Annotated in this window: 19 protein-coding genes, 5 tRNA genes and 1 other RNA gene; 20 read left to right on the top strand and 5 right to left on the bottom strand. The window is 55.4% G+C overall.

Annotation, left to right across the window (positions count from 1 at the left end):
• The first annotated feature begins 127 nt into the window (after window positions 1-127).
• The 20 genes from mltB (at window position 128) to QMG44_RS18290 (ending at window position 14,913) form a co-directional block, all read left to right on the top strand.
• Window positions 128-1,228 carry a lytic murein transglycosylase B gene (mltB, locus tag QMG44_RS18385; RefSeq protein ID WP_025203388.1) on the top strand — a complete coding sequence of 367 codons (1,101 nt, stop codon included), beginning with the start codon at window positions 128-130 and terminating at the stop codon, window positions 1,226-1,228.
• 248 nt (window positions 1,229-1,476) lie between these two features.
• Window positions 1,477-2,130, top strand: a complete 654-nt coding sequence (locus tag QMG44_RS18380) for a metal ABC transporter ATP-binding protein (protein ID WP_086532177.1) — start codon at window positions 1,477-1,479, stop codon at window positions 2,128-2,130.
• Entirely contained in the window at window positions 2,127-2,987 is an 861-nt protein-coding gene (locus QMG44_RS18375) for a metal ABC transporter permease (protein WP_025203390.1), read from the top strand. Before QMG44_RS18380 ends, QMG44_RS18375 begins: the two co-directional genes overlap by 4 nt.
• A 14-nt stretch (window positions 2,988-3,001) precedes the next feature.
• On the top strand, window positions 3,002-3,880 hold the full coding sequence (locus QMG44_RS18370; RefSeq protein WP_086532178.1) for a metal ABC transporter substrate-binding protein: 879 nt from the start codon (window positions 3,002-3,004) through the stop codon (window positions 3,878-3,880).
• A 130-nt stretch (window positions 3,881-4,010) separates the two neighbouring features.
• A complete protein-coding gene (pncC, locus tag QMG44_RS18365) occupies window positions 4,011-4,508 on the top strand; it encodes a nicotinamide-nucleotide amidase (protein WP_086532179.1) in 498 nt (165 codons plus the stop codon).
• An 89-nt stretch (window positions 4,509-4,597) separates the two neighbouring features.
• Entirely contained in the window at window positions 4,598-5,656 is a 1,059-nt protein-coding gene (gene recA, locus QMG44_RS18360; protein WP_020883855.1) for a recombinase RecA, read from the top strand.
• 68 nt (window positions 5,657-5,724) lie between these two features.
• On the top strand, window positions 5,725-6,225 hold the full coding sequence (recX, locus tag QMG44_RS18355; RefSeq protein WP_014171334.1) for a recombination regulator RecX: 501 nt from the start codon (window positions 5,725-5,727) through the stop codon (window positions 6,223-6,225).
• A 131-nt stretch (window positions 6,226-6,356) separates the two neighbouring features.
• Window positions 6,357-8,984 (top strand): alanine--tRNA ligase, encoded by a 2,628-nt coding sequence (gene alaS / locus QMG44_RS18350; protein WP_086462966.1) that lies wholly within the window; start codon window positions 6,357-6,359, stop codon window positions 8,982-8,984.
• Between the two features lie 241 nt (window positions 8,985-9,225).
• Window positions 9,226-9,411: a carbon storage regulator CsrA gene (gene csrA / locus QMG44_RS18345; RefSeq protein WP_000906486.1), complete on the top strand. Its 186-nt coding sequence runs from the start codon at window positions 9,226-9,228 to the stop codon at window positions 9,409-9,411.
• Between the two features lie 343 nt (window positions 9,412-9,754).
• A tRNA-Ser gene (locus tag QMG44_RS18340) sits at window positions 9,755-9,847 on the top strand.
• 4 nt (window positions 9,848-9,851) lie between these two features.
• Window positions 9,852-9,928, top strand: a tRNA-Arg gene (locus QMG44_RS18335).
• Window positions 9,929-9,992: 64 nt separating this feature from the next.
• Window positions 9,993-10,069 (top strand) — tRNA-Arg (locus QMG44_RS18330).
• Between the two features lies 1 nt (window position 10,070).
• Window positions 10,071-10,201, top strand: a non-coding RNA gene (locus tag QMG44_RS18325) — RtT sRNA.
• A 29-nt stretch (window positions 10,202-10,230) separates the two neighbouring features.
• Window positions 10,231-10,307 (top strand) — tRNA-Arg (locus QMG44_RS18320).
• A gap of 158 nt (window positions 10,308-10,465) precedes the next feature.
• Window positions 10,466-10,542, top strand: a tRNA-Arg gene (locus QMG44_RS18315).
• Between the two features lie 264 nt (window positions 10,543-10,806).
• Window positions 10,807-11,373, top strand: coding sequence for a fructose-1-phosphate/6-phosphogluconate phosphatase (gene yqaB / locus QMG44_RS18310; RefSeq protein ID WP_014171331.1), 567 nt, complete (start codon window positions 10,807-10,809; stop codon window positions 11,371-11,373).
• Window positions 11,370-11,798, top strand: a complete 429-nt coding sequence (locus tag QMG44_RS18305) for a YqaA family protein (protein WP_032678833.1) — start codon at window positions 11,370-11,372, stop codon at window positions 11,796-11,798. The genes yqaB and QMG44_RS18305 overlap by 4 nt, the downstream gene beginning before the upstream one ends.
• 83 nt (window positions 11,799-11,881) lie before the next feature.
• Entirely contained in the window at window positions 11,882-13,426 is a 1,545-nt protein-coding gene (gene gshA / locus QMG44_RS18300; protein ID WP_014171329.1) for a glutamate--cysteine ligase, read from the top strand.
• A gap of 152 nt (window positions 13,427-13,578) precedes the next feature.
• The gene (gene luxS / locus QMG44_RS18295; RefSeq protein WP_008499539.1) at window positions 13,579-14,094 is read left to right on the top strand and encodes an S-ribosylhomocysteine lyase; all 516 of its coding nucleotides are present in this window, start codon (window positions 13,579-13,581) and stop codon (window positions 14,092-14,094) included.
• A gap of 54 nt (window positions 14,095-14,148) precedes the next feature.
• A complete protein-coding gene (locus QMG44_RS18290; protein ID WP_086532180.1) occupies window positions 14,149-14,913 on the top strand; it encodes a helix-turn-helix domain-containing protein in 765 nt (254 codons plus the stop codon).
• Here QMG44_RS18290 and leuA read toward each other — a convergent pair.
• From leuA to QMG44_RS18265, 5 genes are all read right to left on the bottom strand, one after another.
• Complete coding sequence (leuA, locus tag QMG44_RS18285; protein WP_281853222.1) at window positions 14,910-16,559, bottom strand: 2-isopropylmalate synthase; 1,650 nt, start codon at window positions 16,557-16,559, stop codon at window positions 14,910-14,912. The genes QMG44_RS18290 and leuA overlap by 4 nt on opposite strands.
• Before the next feature lie 96 nt (window positions 16,560-16,655).
• Entirely contained in the window at window positions 16,656-18,203 is a 1,548-nt protein-coding gene (gene emrB, locus QMG44_RS18280; RefSeq protein ID WP_020883860.1) for a multidrug efflux MFS transporter permease subunit EmrB, read from the bottom strand.
• 16 nt (window positions 18,204-18,219) lie between these two features.
• On the bottom strand, window positions 18,220-19,392 hold the full coding sequence (emrA, locus tag QMG44_RS18275; protein ID WP_020883861.1) for a multidrug efflux MFS transporter periplasmic adaptor subunit EmrA: 1,173 nt from the start codon (window positions 19,390-19,392) through the stop codon (window positions 18,220-18,222).
• A 127-nt stretch (window positions 19,393-19,519) separates the two neighbouring features.
• Window positions 19,520-20,050, bottom strand: coding sequence for a multidrug efflux transporter EmrAB transcriptional repressor EmrR (gene emrR / locus QMG44_RS18270; RefSeq protein ID WP_014171323.1), 531 nt, complete (start codon window positions 20,048-20,050; stop codon window positions 19,520-19,522).
• 314 nt (window positions 20,051-20,364) lie between these two features.
• A complete protein-coding gene (locus tag QMG44_RS18265) occupies window positions 20,365-21,549 on the bottom strand; it encodes an MFS transporter (RefSeq protein WP_086532182.1) in 1,185 nt (394 codons plus the stop codon).
• Between the last annotated feature and the right edge of the window lie 146 nt (window positions 21,550-21,695).

Raw genomic sequence — 21,695 nt, 5'->3', positions numbered from 1 at the left:
CGAAAATCGCACAGATTTGCGATGGGGAGCGTAAAGATTTGGTGGGGGAGGTGCGTACCACTTCCTTGAGGTGTTGCGGATGCTTTACCATACTGGGTTCTTATCGAACCCGTTAAATGGATGTCACATGTTCAAGCGTCGTTATGCAGCGTTGTTACCTGCGCTTATTCTGCTGTCTGCCTGTAGTAGCAAACCCAAGACCGAAGCCGTGCAGCAAACGGCTGGCGCGCCTTCCGGAGGATTCCTGCTGGAGCCGCAGCATAATATGATGCAGATGGGCGGCGACTTTGCGAATAATCCGGCGGCCGAGCAGTTCATCGATAAAATGGTGAGCAAACACGGTTTTGACCGCCAGCAACTGCATGAAATTCTGTCGCAGGCGAAGCGACTGGATTATGTTCTGCGTTTGATGGATCGCCAGGCACCGACGGCTCAGGTACCGACCGGGCCAAATGGCGCATGGCTGCGTTATCGCAAACAGTTTATTACGCCGGATAACGTGCAAAATGGCGTGGTCTTCTGGAACCAATATGAAGATGCGCTGAACCGTGCGTGGCAGGTGTATGGCGTACCGCCTGAAATCATCGTCGGGATTATCGGCGTGGAAACCCGCTGGGGCCGCGTGATGGGCAAAACCCGTATCCTCGATGCGCTGGCGACGCTCTCCTTTAACTACCCGCGTCGCGCTGAATATTTCTCGTCTGAGCTGGAAACCTTCCTGCTGATGGCGCGCAATGAACAAGATGACCCGTTAGATCTCAAAGGCTCGTTTGCCGGTGCGATGGGCTACGGCCAGTTTATGCCGTCCTCCTATAAGCAATATGCCGTCGACTTTAACGGAGATGGCCACATTAACCTGTGGGATCCGGTGGATGCCATCGGCAGCGTGGCGAACTACTTTAAAGCGCACGGCTGGGTGCCGGGCGGTCAGGTGGCGGTGCAGGCTAACGGCCAGGCACCAGGGCTTGAGAACGGCTTTAAAACCAACTACAGCGTTTCGCAGCTGGCCGCTGCAGGCTTAACGCCAACGCAGCCGCTGGGAAATACGCAACAGGCGAGCCTGCTGCGTCTGGATGTCGGTACGGGTTATCAGTACTGGTACGGGCTGCCTAACTTCTACACCATCACCCGCTATAACCACAGCACCCACTATGCGATGGCCGTATGGCAACTGGGGCTGGCGGTGTCACAGGCGCGCGTGCCTGCCGCGTCGCCGTTCAGTCAGTAACGCTTGATGTTCGACCCTCTTCCGCCGGGAGAGGGTTGGGCTGATATCCAGAAACATTTCGCCACACTCCCGTTAATCTCCGCTCATTTACATCCGCATTATCTTTCATTATTGTTATGTTATAACATTTGATGTGGTGATGAGATGTCTACTTCCTTTTTTTCTCTGTCTGCGCCGGTCCGGCTTCTGATGGCGCTGGCGCTGATTGTCTTTATCGGACTGGCCGTGTGCTGGGCGGTGGCATTGCCATGATTGTGATGAATCAACTCACGGCGGGTTACGACCGCGAGCCGGTCACGCGTCCTCTGTCCGGGGTGATTGAATGCGGGAGCATGACCGCCATCCTCGGGGCCAACGGCTGCGGTAAATCAACGCTTCTGAAAACCCTCGCCGGGTTTATCCCGCCGGTAAGCGGCCGTTTTCACTGGCAGAAAAAACGCCCGGTAATGGGCTGGCTGGCACAGCGTCATGCCCTGGAGGCGCAATTTCCGCTAACCGTGCAGGATGTGGTCAGCATGGGCTGTTGGCCTCAAGCGTCGCTTTTTTCTGGCCTTCGCCGTGAAATGCGGCTGCGCATTGCTGGCGCGCTTGAGCGGGTGGGGCTTGGAACGATGGCGCTAACGACCATTGATGAACTCTCCGGCGGTCAGTTTCAGCGCATGCTGTTCGCGCGGGTATTAGTGCAGCAGGCACCGCTGGTCATGCTCGATGAGCCCTTTACCGGCGTTGATGAAGCTACCTGCAATGTGCTGATGGACCTGATGCTGGAAATGTATATGCAGGGGCAAACGGTGCTTGCGGTGCTGCACGACAGCGAGCGTGTATCGCGCCACTTCCCGCAGACGTTACGGCTGGACGCTGACATTCCCCAGTGGAAAACCGAGCGGGTGAGGGTGGCATGATCTGGCATATCTTTTTTCAGCCTTTTATTGAGTATGGCTTTATGCGCCGCGCGCTGGTGGTTTGCCTGGCGTTGTCCGTCAGTACCACTGCTCTGGGCGTTTTCCTTCAGCTGCGCCGGATGAGTCTGATGGGCGATGCCCTCTCTCACGCCATTTTGCCCGGCGTCGCCGTGGGGTATTTGCTCAGCGGTATGTCGCTGCTGGCCATGAGCGTGGGAGGCTTTATTGCCGGTATTACCGTGGCGCTGGTGGCCGGGCTGGTCAGCCGTCGAACGCCGCTTAAAGAGGACGCCAGTTTTGCCGGGTTCTATCTTGGCTCGCTGGCGCTGGGCGTCACGCTGGTATCACTGCGCGGTTCGAACGTCGATCTTCTGCACCTGCTGTTTGGCTCCATCCTGGCGGTGGATAACGATGCCGCGCTGTTTGTGGCAGGCGTTTGTATGTTCACCCTTATCACGCTGGCGATTTTTTACCGTGGGCTGGTGACCGAGGCCTTTGACACCGCCTGGCTGCAGGTAAACGCCCGCCATGTTCCCGGCTTATTACACGGCCTGTTTCTGGCGCTGCTGGTGCTTAACCTCGTTGCCGGTTTTCAGGTGCTTGGCACGTTGATGGCGGTCGGGCTGATGATGCTCCCTGCGGTAGCGGCACGCTGCTGGGCACGCACCTTACCCGGACTGCTATTGATGGCGGGTATCAGCGGTATTTTCTGCGCGTGGCTCGGACTCAGTCTCTCCTGGGCCGCCAGTCTGCCCGCGGGGCCGTCCATCGTGCTTACCGCCAGCGCGCTGTTCTTTATTTCCATTTTATTTGGCACGCGCAGCAGGCTGGCTGGCAGCCTGCGTGCGCTTTTTTAACGGAAGGGGAAACGATGAAACGTACGGGATTAGTAGTGGCGCTCGCGCTGGGGATGATGTCGCAAACGGTGATGGCGAAAACGCTCAATGTGGTGACCAGCTTTTCCATACTGGGGGATATGACCCGGGAGGTGGGCGGTGACCATGTGAACGTCACGACGCTGGTGGGTCCGGACGGCGATCCGCATACCTTCGAGCCCTCGCCAAAAGATAGCGCGGCGCTAAGCAAGGCAGATGTTGTGGTGGTCAATGGTCTGGGACTGGAAGGGTGGCTGGATCGCCTGGTGAAAGCCTCCGGGTTCAAAGGCCAGCTGGTGGTGGCGTCGCGTGGTGTGCAGACGCATACCCTCGAAGAAGAGGGCAAAACCGTCACTGACCCGCACGCCTGGAACAGCGCGGCGAACGGGGCGCTGTACGCGCAAAATATTCTCAACGGGCTGGTGAAAGCCGACCCAGAAGATAAAACCGCGCTGGAAGCGACCGGAAAACCGTACATCGCGCAGCTTAAGCAGCTGGATAGCTGGGCCAAAACGCGTTTTAGCCAGATCCCGCTGGTGAAACGTAAAGTGCTGACCAGCCATGACGCGTTCGGCTATTTCAGCCGCGCCTACGGGGTGACGTTTATGGCGCCCCAGGGGTTGTCATCAGAGAGCGAGGCCAGCGCGGCACAGGTCGCTGAGATCATTAATCAGATTAAAGCGGACGGCGTGAAAAGCTGGTTTATGGAAAACCAGCTCGATCCGCGGCTGGTTAAACAGATTGCTACAGCCACCGGCGCGCAGCCGGGAGGCGAGCTTTACCCGGAAGCGCTCTCGGCAAAAGGGGGCGTGGCAGAGACCTACGTTAAGGCGTTCCGCCACAATGTTGATACCCTCGCTGACAGCATGAAATAATCCTCGCCACCGCCGGTGCGCTCGCATCGGCTTTTTTCTGAAGCCCCCTCGTAAATCCTGCAGCGCATCCCCATATCTGACGAGAAAGTGCTATCTTGTGCTGCATGTTTTTCTAAGGCCTGGAGCGAGAATGACTGACCATGAATTGATGCAGCTTAGCGAAGTGGTAGGGCTGGCGCTTAAGCAACGCGGGGCGACCCTCACCACCGCGGAGTCCTGCACCGGCGGCTGGGTGGCGAAAGCGATTACCGATATTGCCGGCAGTTCCGCCTGGTTTGAACGTGGTTTTGTGACCTACAGTAATGAAGCTAAAGCGCAAATGATCGGCGTGCGGGAATCTACGCTCGAACAGCATGGCGCGGTCAGCGAGCCGGTGGTGATTGAGATGGCTATTGGTGCGCTCAAAGAGGCGCGCGCGGATTATGCAATATCGATTAGCGGCATTGCGGGCCCGGACGGGGGCAGTGACGTGAAACCTGTCGGCACCGTCTGGTTTGGTTTTGCTTCCGCCAGAGGTGAAGGGATCACCCGCCGGGAGTGCTTTAGCGGCGATCGCGAAAGAGTGCGTCGTCAGGCAACCGTTTATGCATTAAAAACGCTCTGGCAACAATTTCTACAAAATACTTGATACTGTATGACCATACAGTATAATTGCACCAACAGAACAGAAATCCACGGTGAAGCACAGTCGCTTCTCCCGGCATGACAGGAGTAATAATGGCTATCGACGAAAACAAACAGAAAGCGTTGGCGGCAGCACTGGGCCAGATCGAAAAGCAATTCGGTAAAGGCTCCATCATGCGCCTGGGTGAAGACCGTTCCATGGATGTGGAAACTATCTCCACCGGTTCGCTTTCTCTGGATATCGCGCTGGGCGCTGGCGGCCTGCCAATGGGCCGTATCGTAGAAATCTACGGGCCCGAGTCCTCAGGTAAAACAACCCTGACGCTGCAGGTTATCGCTGCGGCACAGCGTGAAGGTAAAACCTGTGCGTTTATCGATGCCGAGCACGCGCTGGACCCTGTTTATGCTCGTAAGCTGGGCGTTGATATTGACAACCTGCTGTGTTCTCAGCCGGACACCGGTGAGCAGGCGCTGGAAATTTGTGACGCGCTGGCCCGTTCCGGTGCGGTTGACGTTATCGTGGTCGACTCCGTTGCTGCTCTGACGCCAAAAGCTGAAATCGAAGGCGAAATTGGTGACTCTCACATGGGCCTCGCGGCACGTATGATGAGCCAGGCAATGCGTAAGCTGGCCGGTAACCTGAAGCAGTCCAACACGCTGCTGATCTTCATCAACCAGATCCGTATGAAAATTGGTGTGATGTTCGGTAACCCGGAAACCACTACCGGTGGTAACGCGCTGAAATTCTACGCGTCTGTCCGTCTGGATATCCGCCGTATCGGCGCGGTGAAAGAAGGTGAAAACGTGGTGGGTAGCGAAACCCGCGTGAAGGTTGTGAAGAACAAAATCGCAGCGCCGTTCAAACAGGCTGAATTCCAGATCCTCTACGGTGAAGGTATCAACTTCTACGGCGAACTGGTTGACCTGGGCGTGAAAGAGAAGCTGATTGAAAAAGCGGGCGCATGGTACAGCTACAACGGCGACAAGATTGGTCAGGGTAAAGCAAATGCAATCTCCTGGCTGAAAGAGAACCCGGCTGCGGCGAAAGAAATTGAGAAGAAAGTGCGTGAGCTTCTGCTGAACAACCAGGACGGTACGCCTGATTTCGTGGTGGATAACGCGGGTGCTGAAGAAACCAACGAAGATTTCTAATTCTCTCGTTTAAAGATGAAGGGCTGCTAATGCGGCCCTTTTTGCATTTCTGAATCAGCAGGTTTTTTATGAGTGAATCGACTTCACGCCGCCCTGCCTATGCACGCTTACTGGACCGTGCGGTACGCATTCTTGCCGTCCGTGACCACAGCGAACAGGAGTTGCGGCGAAAACTGTCGGCCCCCGTCATGAGTAAAAACGGGCCGGAAGAGATTGATGCGACCGCGGAAGATTACGACCGCGTCATTGCCTGGTGCTATGAGCACCGCTATCTGGATGACGAGCGTTTCGCTTCCCGGTTTCTTGCCAGCCGTGGCCGCAAAGGATATGGCCCCGCGCGTATCCGCCAGGAGCTGAACCAGAAAGGGGTCGCCCGTGAAACCATTGAAAAGGCCATGCGCGAATGCGACACAGACTGGTGCGCGCTGGCAAAAGAACAGGCCATTCGCAAGTACGGCGAACCCTTGCCACGTGAATTTTCAGAAAAAGTTAAAATCCAGCGCTTTTTGCTCTACCGCGGCTTTCTGATGGAAGATATTCAGGATATCTGGCGTAATTTTGCGGATTGAACGCATGCGGGATTTTACTTCCCACTAAAGAAAACTTATCTTATTCCCACTTTTTCCAGTAGCTGGTCTGTCCAACGATTTACCGATACAGGCTTGCTACGACATTTCGTTAGCTTGATTTCAGGATAATTATGAGCAAGAGCACCGCTGAGATCCGTCAGGCGTTTCTCGATTTTTTCCATAGTAAGGGACATCAGGTAGTTGCCAGCAGCTCCCTGGTACCGAACAACGATCCGACTCTGCTGTTTACCAACGCCGGGATGAACCAGTTCAAGGATGTGTTCCTTGGTCTCGACAAACGTAATTATTCCCGCGCCACAACCTCACAGCGTTGCGTGCGTGCGGGCGGTAAACACAACGACCTGGAAAACGTCGGTTACACCGCGCGTCACCACACGTTCTTCGAAATGCTGGGTAACTTCAGCTTCGGCGACTACTTCAAACACGATGCCATTCAATATGCGTGGGAACTGCTGACCGGTGAAAACTGGTTCAACCTGCCGAAAGATCGTCTGTGGGTTACCGTCTATGAAACCGATGACGAAGCCTACGAAATCTGGGAAAAAGAGGTTGGTATCCCGCGCGAGCGTATTATTCGCATCGGCGATAACAAAGGCGCACCTTATGCGTCTGACAACTTCTGGCAGATGGGCGATACCGGCCCTTGCGGTCCGTGCACCGAGATCTTCTACGATCACGGCGACCATATCTGGGGTGGTCCTCCAGGCAGCCCGGAAGAAGACGGCGATCGCTACATTGAGATCTGGAATATCGTCTTCATGCAGTTCAACCGTCAGGCTGACGGTACGATGGAGCCGCTGCCGAAACCGTCCGTTGATACCGGTATGGGTCTGGAGCGTATCGCGGCTGTTCTGCAGCACGTTAACTCCAACTACGAAATTGACCTGTTCAGCACCCTGATTAAAGCCGTTGCGCAAGTGACGGGTGCAACCGATCTGAACAACAAATCGCTGCGCGTTATTGCAGACCATATCCGTTCCTGCGCGTTCCTGATTGCCGACGGCGTGATCCCGTCGAATGAAAACCGTGGCTATGTGCTGCGTCGTATCATTCGTCGTGCTATCCGTCACGGCAACATGCTGGGCGCGAAGGACACCTTCTTCTATAAACTCGTTGGGCCACTGATTGGCGTGATGGGCGCAGCCGGTGATGAGCTGAAACGTCAGCAGGCGCAGGTTGAGCAGGTTCTGAAAACGGAAGAAGAGCAGTTTGCTCGTACTCTGGAGCGCGGACTGGCGCTGCTGGATGAAGAGCTGGCGAAACTTAAGGGCGATACGCTGGACGGCGAAACCGCTTTCCGCCTGTATGACACCTACGGTTTCCCGGTTGACCTGACGGCGGACGTTTGCCGTGAGCGCAACATTAAAGTGGACGAAGCAGGCTTTGAAGCCGCAATGGAAGAGCAGCGCCGCCGTGCGCGCGAGTCCAGCGGTTTTGGTGCTGACTATAACGCGATGATCCGCGTTGATGGCGCATCAGAATTCAAAGGCTACGAAAATCTGGAATTGACTGGCAAAGTGACCGCCCTGTTTGTTGACGGTAAAGCCGTAGACAGCATCAACGCGGGTCAGGATGCGGTTGTCATTCTGGACAAAACGCCGTTCTACGCGGAATCCGGCGGCCAGGTTGGCGATAAAGGCGAACTGAAAGGCAACGGTTTCAGCTTCAGCGTAAGCGACACGCAGAAATACGGTCAGGCGATTGGCCATCAGGGCAAACTGATTGCCGGTTCTCTGAAAGTGGGCGAGGGTGTCCAGGCGAACGTTGATGAAGCTCGTCGTGCGCGCATTCGTCTGAACCACTCAGCTACGCACCTGATGCACGCTGCCCTGCGTGAAGTTCTGGGAACGCACGTTGCACAGAAAGGTTCTCTGGTTAACGATAAAGTTCTGCGCTTCGACTTCTCTCATTTTGAAGCGATGAAGCCGTCTGAAATCCGCGCGGTGGAAGATCTGGTGAATGCGCAGATCCGTCGTAACCTGCCAATCGAAACCCATATCATGGATCTCGAGGCGGCGAAGAAGAAAGGCGCGATGGCACTGTTCGGCGAGAAATACGACGACCGCGTTCGCGTGCTGAGCATGGGCGACTTCTCGACTGAGCTCTGCGGCGGGACGCATGCCTCCCGTACCGGCGACATTGGTCTGTTCCGCATTGTTTCCGAATCAGGAACGGCGGCGGGCGTGCGTCGTATTGAAGCGGTAACCGGTGAAGGCGCGATTGCCAGCCTGCATGCACAGAGCGATCAGCTGCACGACATCGCGCAGTTGTTGAAAGGTGATAGCCAGAACCTGGGCGAGAAAGTGCGCGTTGCGCTGGATCGTACGCGTCAGCTGGAAAAAGAGCTGCAGCAGCTGAAAGAGCAGGCTGCGGCGCAGGAGAGTGCAAACCTCTCCAGCAAAGCTGTAGACATTAAGGGCGTCAAACTGCTGGTCAGCGATCTGGCGGGCGTTGAGCCTAAGATGCTGCGTACTATGGTCGACGATCTGAAGAACCAGCTCGGTTCCACAGTTATCGTGCTGGCGACAGTGGCAGAAGGTAAGGTTTCTCTGATTGCGGGCGTCTCTAAGGATGTGACCGACCGCGTAAAAGCAGGGGAACTGATTGGTATGGTCGCCCAGCAGGTGGGCGGTAAGGGTGGCGGTCGTCCGGACATGGCGCAAGCCGGTGGTACGGATGCGGCGGCACTTCCTGCGGCATTGGCCAGTGTTGAAAGCTGGGTGAGCGCGAAACTGTAATAACTACAAAGCACAAGCAGACGCCATAGCGGTAACGTTATGGCGTCTTGTTCACTGCGCTATCGATAACGATAAAGTCAGGTTGAGTTTGTGTATATCGGCTAAACTTACGTTTAACAGAATGTGATGCCGTGACTGCTTACACTTTACGTGTTTGTCATCGCTTACTTTTTGGCGTTATATGATGGATAATGCCGGGATACAAGAGACCCGACTCTTTTAATCTTTCAAGGAGCAAAGAATGCTGATTCTGACTCGTCGAGTTGGTGAGACCCTCATGATTGGGGATGAGGTCACCGTGACAGTTTTAGGGGTAAAGGGTAACCAGGTACGTATTGGTGTAAACGCTCCTAAAGAAGTATCTGTCCACCGTGAAGAGATCTACCAGCGTATCCAGGCTGAAAAATCCCAGCAGTCCAGTTACTGATATTGTCGCGTCTCGCTGTCGGGCGAGACGCAACCTCTCCCGCCATTTTTCCTGCTTAAAGTTACCGTTTAATTTCAATCGCTCTGTTTTTAACCACTCTCTTACCCTTAACTCGCCTCAACATCACTATTCTGTCATCAGTTTTCTGACAAGATGCCTGCAAAATCCGCTTATAAAACACCCTCTTTGCAGCTTTTGCATGCGAATTGCGTGTGATTTGTGCAAACGATAAAAGCTTTTGGAAAATTGTTTGACTTATAAGTCCCAGAAAGTAATATATGCGCCACGCAGCGACGAGAAGCTCTTAACGAGTTACTCGAAGCACTCGAAAGAGGCGTTGTGTGGTGAGGTGGCCGAGAGGCTGAAGGCGCTCCCCTGCTAAGGGAGTATGCGGTCAAAAGCTGCATCCGGGGTTCGAATCCCCGCCTCACCGCCATTTTGCATCCGTAGCTCAGCTGGATAGAGTACTCGGCTACGAACCGAGCGGTCGGAGGTTCGAATCCTCCCGGATGCACCATCTATTACTTCATATTGCTTTCGAAGTGATATGAATATCGAGTAGTACAATAGTAAATCCCGATGCATCCGTAGCTCAGCTGGATAGAGTACTCGGCTACGAACCGAGCGGTCGGAGGTTCGAATCCTCCCGGATGCACCATCTTCTCCGAGATAACAGCAAGGCTGTTGTTTCACGGTCTGCGGGTTAGCCGCAAGCACCAGGGAGGATAACGTTGCTTTAGCAACGGCCCGAAGGGCGAGGCGCAGCCGAGTAATCCTCCCGGATGCACCATTTACTATTTCTGAAAGCAGTACCCTGATGCATCCGTAGCTCAGCTGGATAGAGTACTCGGCTACGAACCGAGCGGTCGGAGGTTCGAATCCTCCCGGATGCACCATCTTCTCCGAGATAACAGCAAGGTTGTTGTTTCAAGGTCTGCGGGTTAGCCGCAAGCACCAGGGAGGATAACGTTGCTTAGCAACGGCCCGAAGGGCGAGGCGCAGCCGAGTAATCCTCCCGGATGCACCATTTACTGTTTCAAAAGCATTTCCCGATGCATCCGTAGCTCAGCTGGATAGAGTACTCGGCTACGAACCGAGCGGTCGGAGGTTCGAATCCTCCCGGATGCACCATCTTCTCCGAGATAACAGCAAGGCTGTTGTTTCAAGGTCTGCGGGTTAGCCGCAAGCACCAGGGAAGATAACGTTGCTTAGCAACGGCCCGAAGGGCGAGGCGCAGCCGAGTAATCCTCCCGGATGCACCATCTTCTTTTCTGTATCACTCTCTTTCTCCCTGGTTATTCCTTCGACGTTCCGTCAGCAATCATTTCTCTTTGAGCGACAAAAACCACCGTTTACGATAAAGTAATGCTTTGTTAATCGTTTAGCGAGAGCACGATGTACGCACAGTATGACGGTTTGATCTTCGATATGGATGGCACTCTCCTGGATACCGAACCCACGCATCGTCAAGCCTGGACTGATGTCCTTGCTCGTTACGGTATGCGTTTCGATCTTCAGGCGATGATCGCCCTCAACGGAGCCCCAACCTGGCGTATAGCGCAGGCCGTGATTGAACGTAATCATGCCGATCTCGACCCGCACCTTCTGGCCCGTGAAAAAACCGATGCGGTAAAAGCGATGCTTTTAGATACCGTGCGCCCGTTACCGTTAATTGACGTCGTAAAAGCATGGCACGGGCGTCGTCCTATGTCCGTTGGCACGGGCAGTGAAAGCGCTATTGCGGAAGCGCTGCTCACCCATCTTGGCCTGCGCCATTATTTCTCTGCGGTGGTTGCCGCCGATCATGTTCAAAATCACAAGCCCGCACCGGACACTTTCCTGCGTTGTGCAGAACTGATGGGTGTGCCTGCGGTGAAATGTGTGGTGTTCGAAGATGCTGATTTTGGTATTCAGGCCGCGCGCGATGCCGGGATGGATGTTGTGGACGTCCGCTTACTGTGAGTGACGCGCTGTCACTTTTATCATTATTCGCCAGCAGTTTTTTAAGCGCCACGCTCTTGCCGGGAAATTCGGAAGTGGTGCTGGTAGCGATGCTGTTGTCTGGCGTGAGTCAGCCCTGGTTGCTCGTGTTAATAGCAACAATGGGTAATAGCTTTGGAGGGCTGACTAACGTTATTCTTGGGCGTTTCTTTCCGCTGCGTGAAAAATCGCGCTGGCAGGAAAAGGCAGTCGGCTGGCTAAAACGCTATGGCGCTGCCACGCTGTTATTAAGCTGGATGCCTGTAATAGGTGATTTACTGTGCCTGCTGGCGGGATGGATGCGCATCTCCTGGGGGCCAGTGCTCTTTTTTTTGTGCCTTGGCAAGGCGTTGCGCTATGTTCTCGTGGCATGGGCAACACTACAGGGTATGACGTGGTGGCACTAATTGGTGGAATGAATACGCGACCTTCAATCGTCAACCATTACAATTATGCTGAGTAACAATACTTTGACAGGCGGGAGGTCAATTTGATCCCGGACGTATCTCAGGCGCTGGCCTGGCTGGAAAATCACCCTCAGGCACTGAAGGGTATTCAGCGTGGTCTTGAGCGTGAAACGCTGCGCGTTAACGCGGACGGTAGCTTAGCGACAACGGGTCACCCGAAGGCGTTAGGCTCGGCGCTGACACATAAATGGATCACAACCGATTTCGCTGAAGCGCTGCTGGAATTCATCACGCCAGTGGATGGTGATATTGATCATATGCTAACGATTCTGCGCGACATCCATCGCTACACTGCCCGCAATCTGGGTGATGAGCGTATGTGGCCGCTCAGCATGCCGTGCTATATCGAACAAGGCCAGGAGATTGAACTGGCGCAATACGGCACGTCAAATATCGGTCAGCTGAAAACGCTCTATCGTGAGGGGCTGAAAAACCGCTACGGTGCGTTGATGCAGACCATTTCTGGCGTGCATTACAATTTCTCTTTACCCATGGCGTTCTGGCAGGCGAAGTGCGGCGAAACGGATAAAGACGCGATCTCCGCGGGTTATTTCCGCCTGATCCGCAACTACTATCGTTTTGGCTGGGTCATTCCGTATCTGTTTGGCGCATCGCCTGCGATATGCTCGTCATTCCTGCAGGGGAAACCGACCACGCTGCCGTTCGAGAAGACAGAGTGTGGAATGTACTATCTCCCGTACGCCACCTCCCTGCGTCTTAGCGATCTGGGTTATACCAATAAGTCGCAAAGCAATCTCGGTATTACGTTTAACGAATTGCACGAATATGTGGCAGGATTGAAGCGGGCGATCAAAACGCCGTCGGAAGAGTACGAGAAAATCGGCCTCGAAAAAGACGGTAAGCGCCTGCAGATTAACAGCAACGTGCTGCAGATTGAAAATGAACTGTACGCGCCTATTCGTCCGAAGCGCGTCACGCGCAGCGGTGAAACCCCGTCGGATGCACTGCAGCGCGGCGGGATTGAATACATAGAAGTGCGCTCGCTGGATATCAACCCCTTCTCACCCATCGGCGTTGACGAGCAGCAGGTTCGCTTCCTGGATCTGTTTATGGTCTGGTGCGTACTGGCGGATGCGCCGGAAATGAGTTCAGAGGAACTGCTCTGTACCCGTACCAACTGGAACCGCGTGATTCTGGAAGGGCGCAAGCCGGGTCTGACGCTGGGTATTGGCTGCGAAACAGCGCAGTTCCCGCTGACGAAAGTCGGTAAGGATCTGTTCCGCGACCTGAAGCGTGTTGCCCGGACCATGGACAGCATTGACGGTGGGGAAGCCTATCAAAACGTCTGCGACCAGCTGGTTGAATCGTTTGATAACCCGGAACTGACGTTCTCAGCGCGTATTCTGCGTTCTATGATTGATCAGGGTATTGGCGGCACCGGGCGTTCGCTCTCTGCGGAATACCGCGAGATGCTGAAGCAGGAGCCGTTAGAGATTCTGAGTGAAGCCGATTTTGTGGCAGAACGAGACGCCTCTGTCGTGCGTCAGAAAGAGGTTGAAGCGGCGGATACGGAGTCGTTTGAGGCGTTTCTGGCGAAACAGGCTTAACAGAAAAGAAAAAGGCCACATCGCTGTGGCCAAAATATACATCTCTGAATTCAGGGATGATGATAACAAATGCGCGTCTTTCATATACTCAGACGTGCATTTTGTAGAAGAGTTCAGTTTATTTTAAAAAAAATCACTATCGGAGGTGACGTATGCCGTTATTAGATAGCTTTACTGTCGACCATACCCGTATGGAAGCACCTGCAGTACGTGTGGCGAAGACCATGCACACCCCGCACGGCGACACGATCACCGTATTCGATCTGCGTTTCTGCGTGCCTAACAAAGAAGTGATGCCAGAGAAAGGCATTCACACCCTGGAGCACCTGTTTGCCGGGTTTATGCGTGACCACCTGAACGGTAATGGCGTTGAGATCATCGATATCTCTCCGATGGGTTGCCGTACCGGTTTCTACATGAGCCTGATTGGTCAGCCTGAAGAGAAACGCGTCGCGGATGCCTGGAAAGCGGCAATGGAAGATGTGCTGAAGGTGAAAGAGCAGAACCAGATCCCTGAGCTGAACGTATATCAGTGCGGAACTTACCAGATGCACTCTCTGGAAGAAGCCCAGGAGATCGCGCGTCATATCATCGAGCGTGACGTTCGCGTAAACAGCAACGAAGAGCTGGCGCTGCCAAAAGAAAAACTGCAGGAACTGCACATCTAGTGCACCTTTTCCCTCTCCCTCAGGGAGAGGGTAGGGTGAGGGGTGTTTAACCTCATGACCACAACCTCAACCTTCTCCTTTACCCATCGCCCACTTGTTCCTTATGCCCATGATTACCTTCATGGCGACAGCGAGCCGTGGCATCAGCACGACTGCGCGCAATTGCTGCACACCCTGAGTGGGGTGGTGAGAGTCGATACCGCATCAGGTTGTTGGGTGGTGCCGCCCGGACGCGGCGTCTGGCTACCCGCGGGCACTCCGCACTCTTTGCGTATTACCGGCAACGTTGCGGCGCGCACGCTATTTATCGATCCCCTCGCGCGAGCCGATCTTCCGGCAACCTGTCAGATAGTCCAGATCTCCGGTCTGTTACGCGAACTTATCCTCACCTCGCTGACGCTTGAGGCGTCCTACTCGCCTGGCAGTCGTGATGAGCGCGTATATGAGCTCATTCTGGATGAAATCCGTACGTTGCGGGTGCTGCCGTTTCACCTGCCTGAGCCGGAAAGCGAGCCGTTGCGTACCCTTTGCCAGCAGATCCGGCGGTTGCCGGGGGAAAGCTGGGGCAGCATGCAGGCCGCAAACACGCTTGGTATGAGTGAACGCACGATGAACCGCCATTTCAAGCAGCAGACGGGGTTAAGCTACGGTGAGTGGCTAAGAAGGGCGCGCCTGCTGGAAGCGCTGCTGCGCCTGGGACAAGGTCAGCCAGTGCTACGAGTGGCGCTGGATCTGGGCTACGGCAGCCACAGTGCCTTTACGGCGATGTTTCGCCGGGTGATGGGGATATCACCCAGCGATTATTTCAAAGACAGCTAGCTGACAGCATTGAACAGGGCCTGAAGAGACGCGCGGGCCACGTCGCTGTCAATGCCGACGCCCCAGCGGCTGCTACCATCCTGAAACAGACAGCGGATATACGCCACCGAGCGGCTGTCGCTGCGCTCCCCAAGCGTATGTTCGTGATAGTCCTTAATCACAAACGGGGTCGTGACCCAGTGGCTTATACCATTGGCCGCCGCGGATAACAGCCCGTTACCTTGCCCCTCCAGCTGGCGCATCCCGCCCTGCGTCGTGACGCTTGCCGTCAGATGTAACTGCCCGTCCTGCTGGCTGTCGCTACGGTAAGCGTGCAGGGCAAAGCCTGGCGTCTCTACCAGCCCATAACGTGTGCGGAACAGTTGCCACAGCGCATGCTGCGTCATCTCTTTACCGTGCTGGTCGGTTTCCTGCTGTACGTGCTGGCTAAAGTCCTGCTGCAGGGCGCGGGGTAATTTCAGACCATGGTTTTGTTCAATAAGCCACGCGCTGCCGCTTTTTCCTGACTGGCTGTTAACCCGGATCACCGCTTCGTAGGTGCAACCAATATCCTGTGGGTCAACCGGCAGATAGGGCATCTCCCAGCGTTCGTCAGGCTTGCGGGCATCAAAGCCTTTCTTGATGGCATCCTGATGCGAACCTGAAAATGCGGTATACGCCAGCCGTCCTGCCCACGGATGGCGCGGATGCACCGGCAGCTGGTTGCAGGTTTCTACCACCTCCACCACGTGATTCATGTCGCTAAAGTCCAGATTCGGGCTAATCCCCTGGCTGTAGAGGTTCATCGCCAGCGTGACCAGGCAGACGTTACCGGTTCGTTCGCCGTTACCAAACAGACACCCTTCGACACGGTCTGCACCGGCCATCAGGGCCAGCTCCGCGCTGGCGACACCGGTGCCGCGGTCGTTATGCGGATGGACGCTGATGCAGACATCGCTGCGGCGGCTGAAATGACGGCAGAAATACTCAATCTGATCGGCATACACATTCGGTGTACTGACCTCAACGGTGGCCGGTAAGTTGATCACCATCGGGCGTTCGGCGCACGGCTGCCAGATGTCTGCCACGGCTTCGCAAATCTCCAGCGCAAAGTCCGGCTCGGTAAAGCAGAAAGTTTCCGGAGAGTATTCGTATTGCCAGCGGGTGGCGGGATTCTCTTCGCACAGCGTGCGGATAAGACGCGTGGAACGGGTCGCCAGCTCAACGATTTGCGCTTTCTCCATGCCGAACACCAGGCGGCGGAACAGCGGGGCGGTGGCGTTATACAGGTGTATGGTGGCCTGCTTCGCCCCGCGCAGCGACGCAAAGGTACGCAGGATAAGGTCTTCACGCGCCTGGGTTAATACCTGAATGGTGACGTCATCCGGAATGCGGTTTTCGTCGATCAACTGACGCACAAAATTGAAGTCCGTCTGTGAGGCAGAGGGGAAAGCGACTTCGATTTCTTTGAATCCGCAACGCAGTAACAACGCCCAGAACTGCAGTTTGCGGTTGCTGTCCATCGGCTCGGCAAGGGCCTGATTACCGTCACGTAAATCGGTGGAAAGCCAGCGCGGCGCCTGCGTGAGGCGTTGCTCAGGCCAGCGGCGATCGGGCAGGGAAATAGCAGGTTGAGGTTGGTATTTGTCGGAAGGTGTTTTCAGCATGGTGCGCTCCTGTTGTCTTTTCACTATCGTGAATCGATTTCAGGAGCGCTGCTTTATCGTTACTGACAATCGCTGTCGCGATCTGGACACCGCACGTTAGTGCGCACCGCCGCCGCCGCCTCCGGCGCCAAACGGTGGTCGGGCAAACCATACCAGTCCCAGCAGGATGATAAAGATCCCCGCCGATATCCAGAATATCTCGTTTGCCGAGATAATCAGGCCCTGGTTGGTGATCTGCTGGGCGATCCAGCCGGATGCCTGCTGCTCCGTCATTCCCATTCCCTGAAGCTGACTGTACATCTGCTGCGAGTTAGGGTTAAACGGGTTCACCGCTTCGGTCAATTGCGCATGGTGCATCGACTCGCGGTTGGTCCAAAGGGTCGTGGTGATCGACGTCCCGATGGAGCCTGCCAGCGTACGCGTAAAGTTCGACAGGCTTGATGCCGCCGCCATGCGCTCTGGCGGCAAGCCGGAAAGCGTAATGGTTGTCAGCGGCATAAAGAAGCACGCCACGGCGAAGCCCTGAATGAACTGCGGCCATGCGGATGCGCCAAAGTCCATGCCCGGCTCGAACGTATAGGCGCGCCAGTAGAAGCACACCGCGTACATGATAAAGCTGAAGGTCACCAGCCTGCGCATGTCGAGCTTGTGAGCGAAGCGGCCGATAATCGGCGACAGCAGGACCGGAATTAACCCCACTGGCGCAGAAGCCAAACCTGCCCAGGTTGCGGTGTAGCCATATACCTCCTGCAACAGCTGCGGCAGCAGAACGATTGCGCCGAAGTAGAGCATGTAGGCCAGGCTGATACACAGGCAGCCGATGGTGAAGTTTCGCGACTTAAACAGCGAGAGATCGACGATTGGGTTATCGTCCGTCAGCTCCCAGACGATCAGGAAGCTCAGCGATATCACCGCGACAACGGTCAGGATGATAATCTCTGTCGAGTTAAACCAGTCCAGCTCTTTACCCTGATCGAGCATCACCTGCAGGCTACCGATCCCGACCACCAGCAGCGCCAGGCCAATGGCGTCAATTCGCCGCTGCTCTGTTCGGGTTTCGCGACCGCGCAGCGTTTGCAGGGTCAGCATCACCACCAGCGCCCCAATCGGCACGTTGATGAAGAAGATCCAGCCCCAGTGGTAGTTGTCGCTGATATAGCCGCCGAGGATAGGCCCGCAAATCGGTGCGACAATCACCGTCATTGACCACAGCGCCAGCGCGATAGAGCGCTTAGCGGGCGGATAGTTGTTCAGCAGCAAACTCTGCGACAGCGGAATCAGCGGCCCGGCCACAATCCCCTGAATGACGCGGAAGATGATCAGCATCGTCAGGCTGTTGGACATACCGCACGCCCAGGAGGCGAGCACGAACAATACCGTTGACCACAGGAACAGCTTCACTTCACCGACGCGCTTCGCCAGCCAGCCGGTGATAGGGATGGAGATGGCGTTTGCCACCCCAAACGAGGTAATGACCCAGGTCCCCTGGCTCAGTGACGAGCCAAGGTTACCGGCGATGGTTGGGATCGCCACGTTTGCGATGGTAGAGTCCAGCACCTGCATGAATGTCGCCAGCGACAGCGCAATGGTCATGATAACCAGTTGCGCCCCCTCCAACGGTTTTTGCGGCTTTTGCTGTTGCATAACGCTCACCTTCGGATTAACCGGCGTTTGCCTTCACGATGTCATCGATCAGTTTATTGACCGGATCGAGGCTAATTTCACGGGCGTTACTTTCATAAGCCGGGGTGCTGCGCACCTGACTTGCCAGGATCTGACCATCGCGGTTGGCGGTATCAACCGTTACCAGCGTAGAGAGGCCAATACGCAGCGGATGGTCCGCCAGCTGTTTTGCATCCAGTTCGATACGTACAGGCAAGCGCTGAACCACTTTGATCCAGTTCCCGGTGGCGTTTTGCGCTGGCAACAGGGAGAAGGCACTGCCGGTCCCCATATCCAGGCCGACCACTTTCCCGGTGTACTTCACGTCATCACCGTAAATATCGCTGATCACCGTCGCGGTCTGGCCGATACGCATATGGGCAAGCTGCGTCTCTTTAAAGTTCGCATCAACCCACAGGTTGTCTGCCGGAACGACCGCCATCAGCGGCGTGGTTGGGCTAATTTGGGCGCCAGGCTGGACGGAACGACGAGAGACGTAGCCGGTCATCGGGCTGACAATTTTAGTACGCTGCAGGGCAAGCCACGCGTTGCGCACGTCGGTGGCAGCCTGTTGCACGGCAGGCTGGTTTTCCAGGCTGGTGCCCAGCACCATCGCCTGGTTGGCATTGTACTGTTGAATCGCCACGTCCAGCTGCGCCTGTGCGCTGGCAACGGCATCACGCGCGTGCTGCAGCTCTTCACGGCCAATCAGGTTGGCAGTGCCGAGGGGAACGCGACGGTTCAGGTCGCTCTGCGCCTGCGCCAGTGCGGTTTTCTGCACGTCGATGTTGGCCTGCAGCTGCTTGCTGTTGATCATCAGCTGGCGGGTCTGACGGACGCTGGAGGCCAGCGCGGTCTGGGCTTTTTCAAAAGCCTGTTGGGCGTCGGTCGGATCGAGCGTGACCAATACATCCCCTTTTTGCACAAAATCGGTGTTATCAGCCCAGACTTTCGTCACGCTGCCCGATACCTGCGCCATAATTTGTACCTGGTTCCCTGCCACGTATGCATCGTCTGTCTCTTCAGCATGACGCAATACTAAAAACCAATAGATCCCATATGCCACGGCAATAATAATAAAGAGCAATGTCAGTACAATAAGGGCGCTTTTGCGTTTGCCCTTTTTATTGACCGGTTGCTGCGGGGTAGTGCTCTCCGCATTTGCGCTCATTGTTGTTCTCCACGATCTTCTTATTTTCACATCGGCTGAGCCGAGCTGTTGTCAGAAAGGCCAGCAGTGTGACGTGCTGGCCTGTCGGTTTTCTTATGAGTCTGGGATTGTTGAGCGTGTTGTCGCGTTAGCGCAGCGCCTCTAGAACAGCGCCGTCTTCATCCATCTGGTCCAGACGGGTCAGCAGCTTGCGAGTAATGTGCTCAAGCTGGTCGCGCTCGGTGGTGCTGAGGGCAGACCACAGTTGATGCAGGCAATTATGCTGAGGTGGCAGCACCTCACGCAGGAATTGGTGACCTTTGTCGGTCAGCTGCAGATGCAGGCAGCGGCGATCGTTATCGCTTTCACGGCGTTCAATCCAGCCGCGTTTTTCCAGTTCATCGGCAATACGGGTGGCATTAGTACGGGATGAACCCAGCGCGCAGCTCAGCTCTGACGGCTGAATGCTGTGATTTTCCTGAGACTCCAGCGTAATTAACGCCATAAACAACGTCTCGTTAATCCCTTGAGCTTTCAGCATTTTATTACGATTTTCCAGTAGCTTACCCTGCATGTGCATGCACAGGCGGGTCAGCAGGATCTCCTGATACGGGAAGTCCTCATGACGACTGGCGCGGAATTTAAGCATTTGTTCAATGGGCGTAAACGAACTATCCATTTGGGCATAACCTCATTAATTACAGCCGATATAGTAACGATAGTGACAAATAATGTAAATGAATTATTTGTGCGGTTATATCCGCCAAACTTATGTCACCATCAGAAAGCGCCGGGTAAGTCCGTGACCCGGTGAGCACAGAGAGCGTTGGGAGTGAACCCGCGGAAGAGAGGATGTGAGGACGGGGGTCTGAACTATTCATGCCGGTAGAAAATATGTCACCCACATTAAAATTTCTGGGATAAATGATTACGTTTACATTAACAGACTGCAGGGCCCCTTTACACCCTAAGAGGCCCAAAGCAATGTAAAACTTAGTTAATTACGTCCTGGCGATGGTACCCACGCCACCATACTAGCAGATTCAGCGCGGCGACGATTGCGCCTATCCCGCACACGCCTGACCAACCGGCATGCTGCCACGCCGAGGCTGAAATTAACGAACCCGCTGCGCCGCCAATAAAATAGCTGGTCATGTATCCGGCCGTGAGGCGGTTACGCGCCTCTGGCTTCACGCGGTAGATGACGGTCTGGTTAGTGATATGCACGCCCTGCACGGTGAGGTCGAGTACCAGAATACCGACGCTCAGCGCCAGTACAGAGGTATGTCCATACCAGATGGCTGCCCAGGAGAGCAGGAGCAGAACCAGCCCGGCAGAGGTCGTCAGATGGGATTTGCCTTTATCCGCCAGTCCGCCCGCCGGACGCGCGCCCAGGGCTCCCGCAGCGCCCGCCAGACCAAACAGACCAATCACCGCTTCGGAATAATTGAACGGCGGCGCGGCCAGCAGAAACGCCATTGAGGTCCATAAGATGCTGAAGTTGGCGAAGGTCAAACAGCCCAGCAACGCACGCGTACGCAGCAGTTTATCGTGTGTGAAGAGGCTGAAAACGGAGGCGAGAAGCTGCGGATAATTAAGGTGATTTTCCTGCTTCACCTTTGGCAGCCCGCGCCACAGGGCAAGCGCCATCACGGCCATCAGTACGCTCGCCACCCAATACACGGTACGCCAGCCACCAAGACTCGCCAGCAGCCCGGCGACGGTCCGCGCCAGCAAAATCCCCAGCAGCAGGCCGCTCATGATTGTTCCCACCACCTTGCCGCGCTTTTCCGGTGAGGCGAGAGTGGCGGCGAGCGGAACCAGAATCTGCGCCACGACTGAAAACAGACCCGTTAACGCGGTGCCGATAATCATCATCGTTAACGAGTGGCTGCTGGCGGTGATCAGCATCCCGCCTGCGGCCAGCAGGGTCATGGAGACAATCAGCATCCGACGCTCAAACATATCGCCCAGCGGCACGAGGAAAAGCAGCCCGGCGGCATAGCCAAGCTGCGCGGCGGTGACAATAAAGCCAGCTGAGCTGGCAGAAAGGTTAAATGCGCGGGCGATGGTATCGAGCAGTGGCTGCGCGTAGTAGTTACTGGCGACGGCCAGACCCGTTGCCACGGACATTAAAAGGATGAGTGCCGGGCTAAGCCCTTGAGTTGTTTTAGTCATCAGGTTCAGGAATCGTGAGTTAAGTGATTATTTTTCCGTGAACCATAATAGCGAATGATTGTGAATGTGGTGGGATTGTTACGTGCTGGATTGTGCGGTTTAGGGGAGTTAACCCTCTCCCGTGGGGAGAGGGCAGGTCTGAAGGG

Source organism: Enterobacter sp. 200527-13 (genome assembly GCF_027924865.1).
GTDB lineage: Bacteria > Pseudomonadota > Gammaproteobacteria > Enterobacterales > Enterobacteriaceae > Enterobacter > Enterobacter ludwigii.
The sequence above is the reverse complement of the archived record's forward strand: the minus strand, read 5'-3'. Positions and strand labels throughout refer to the sequence as shown.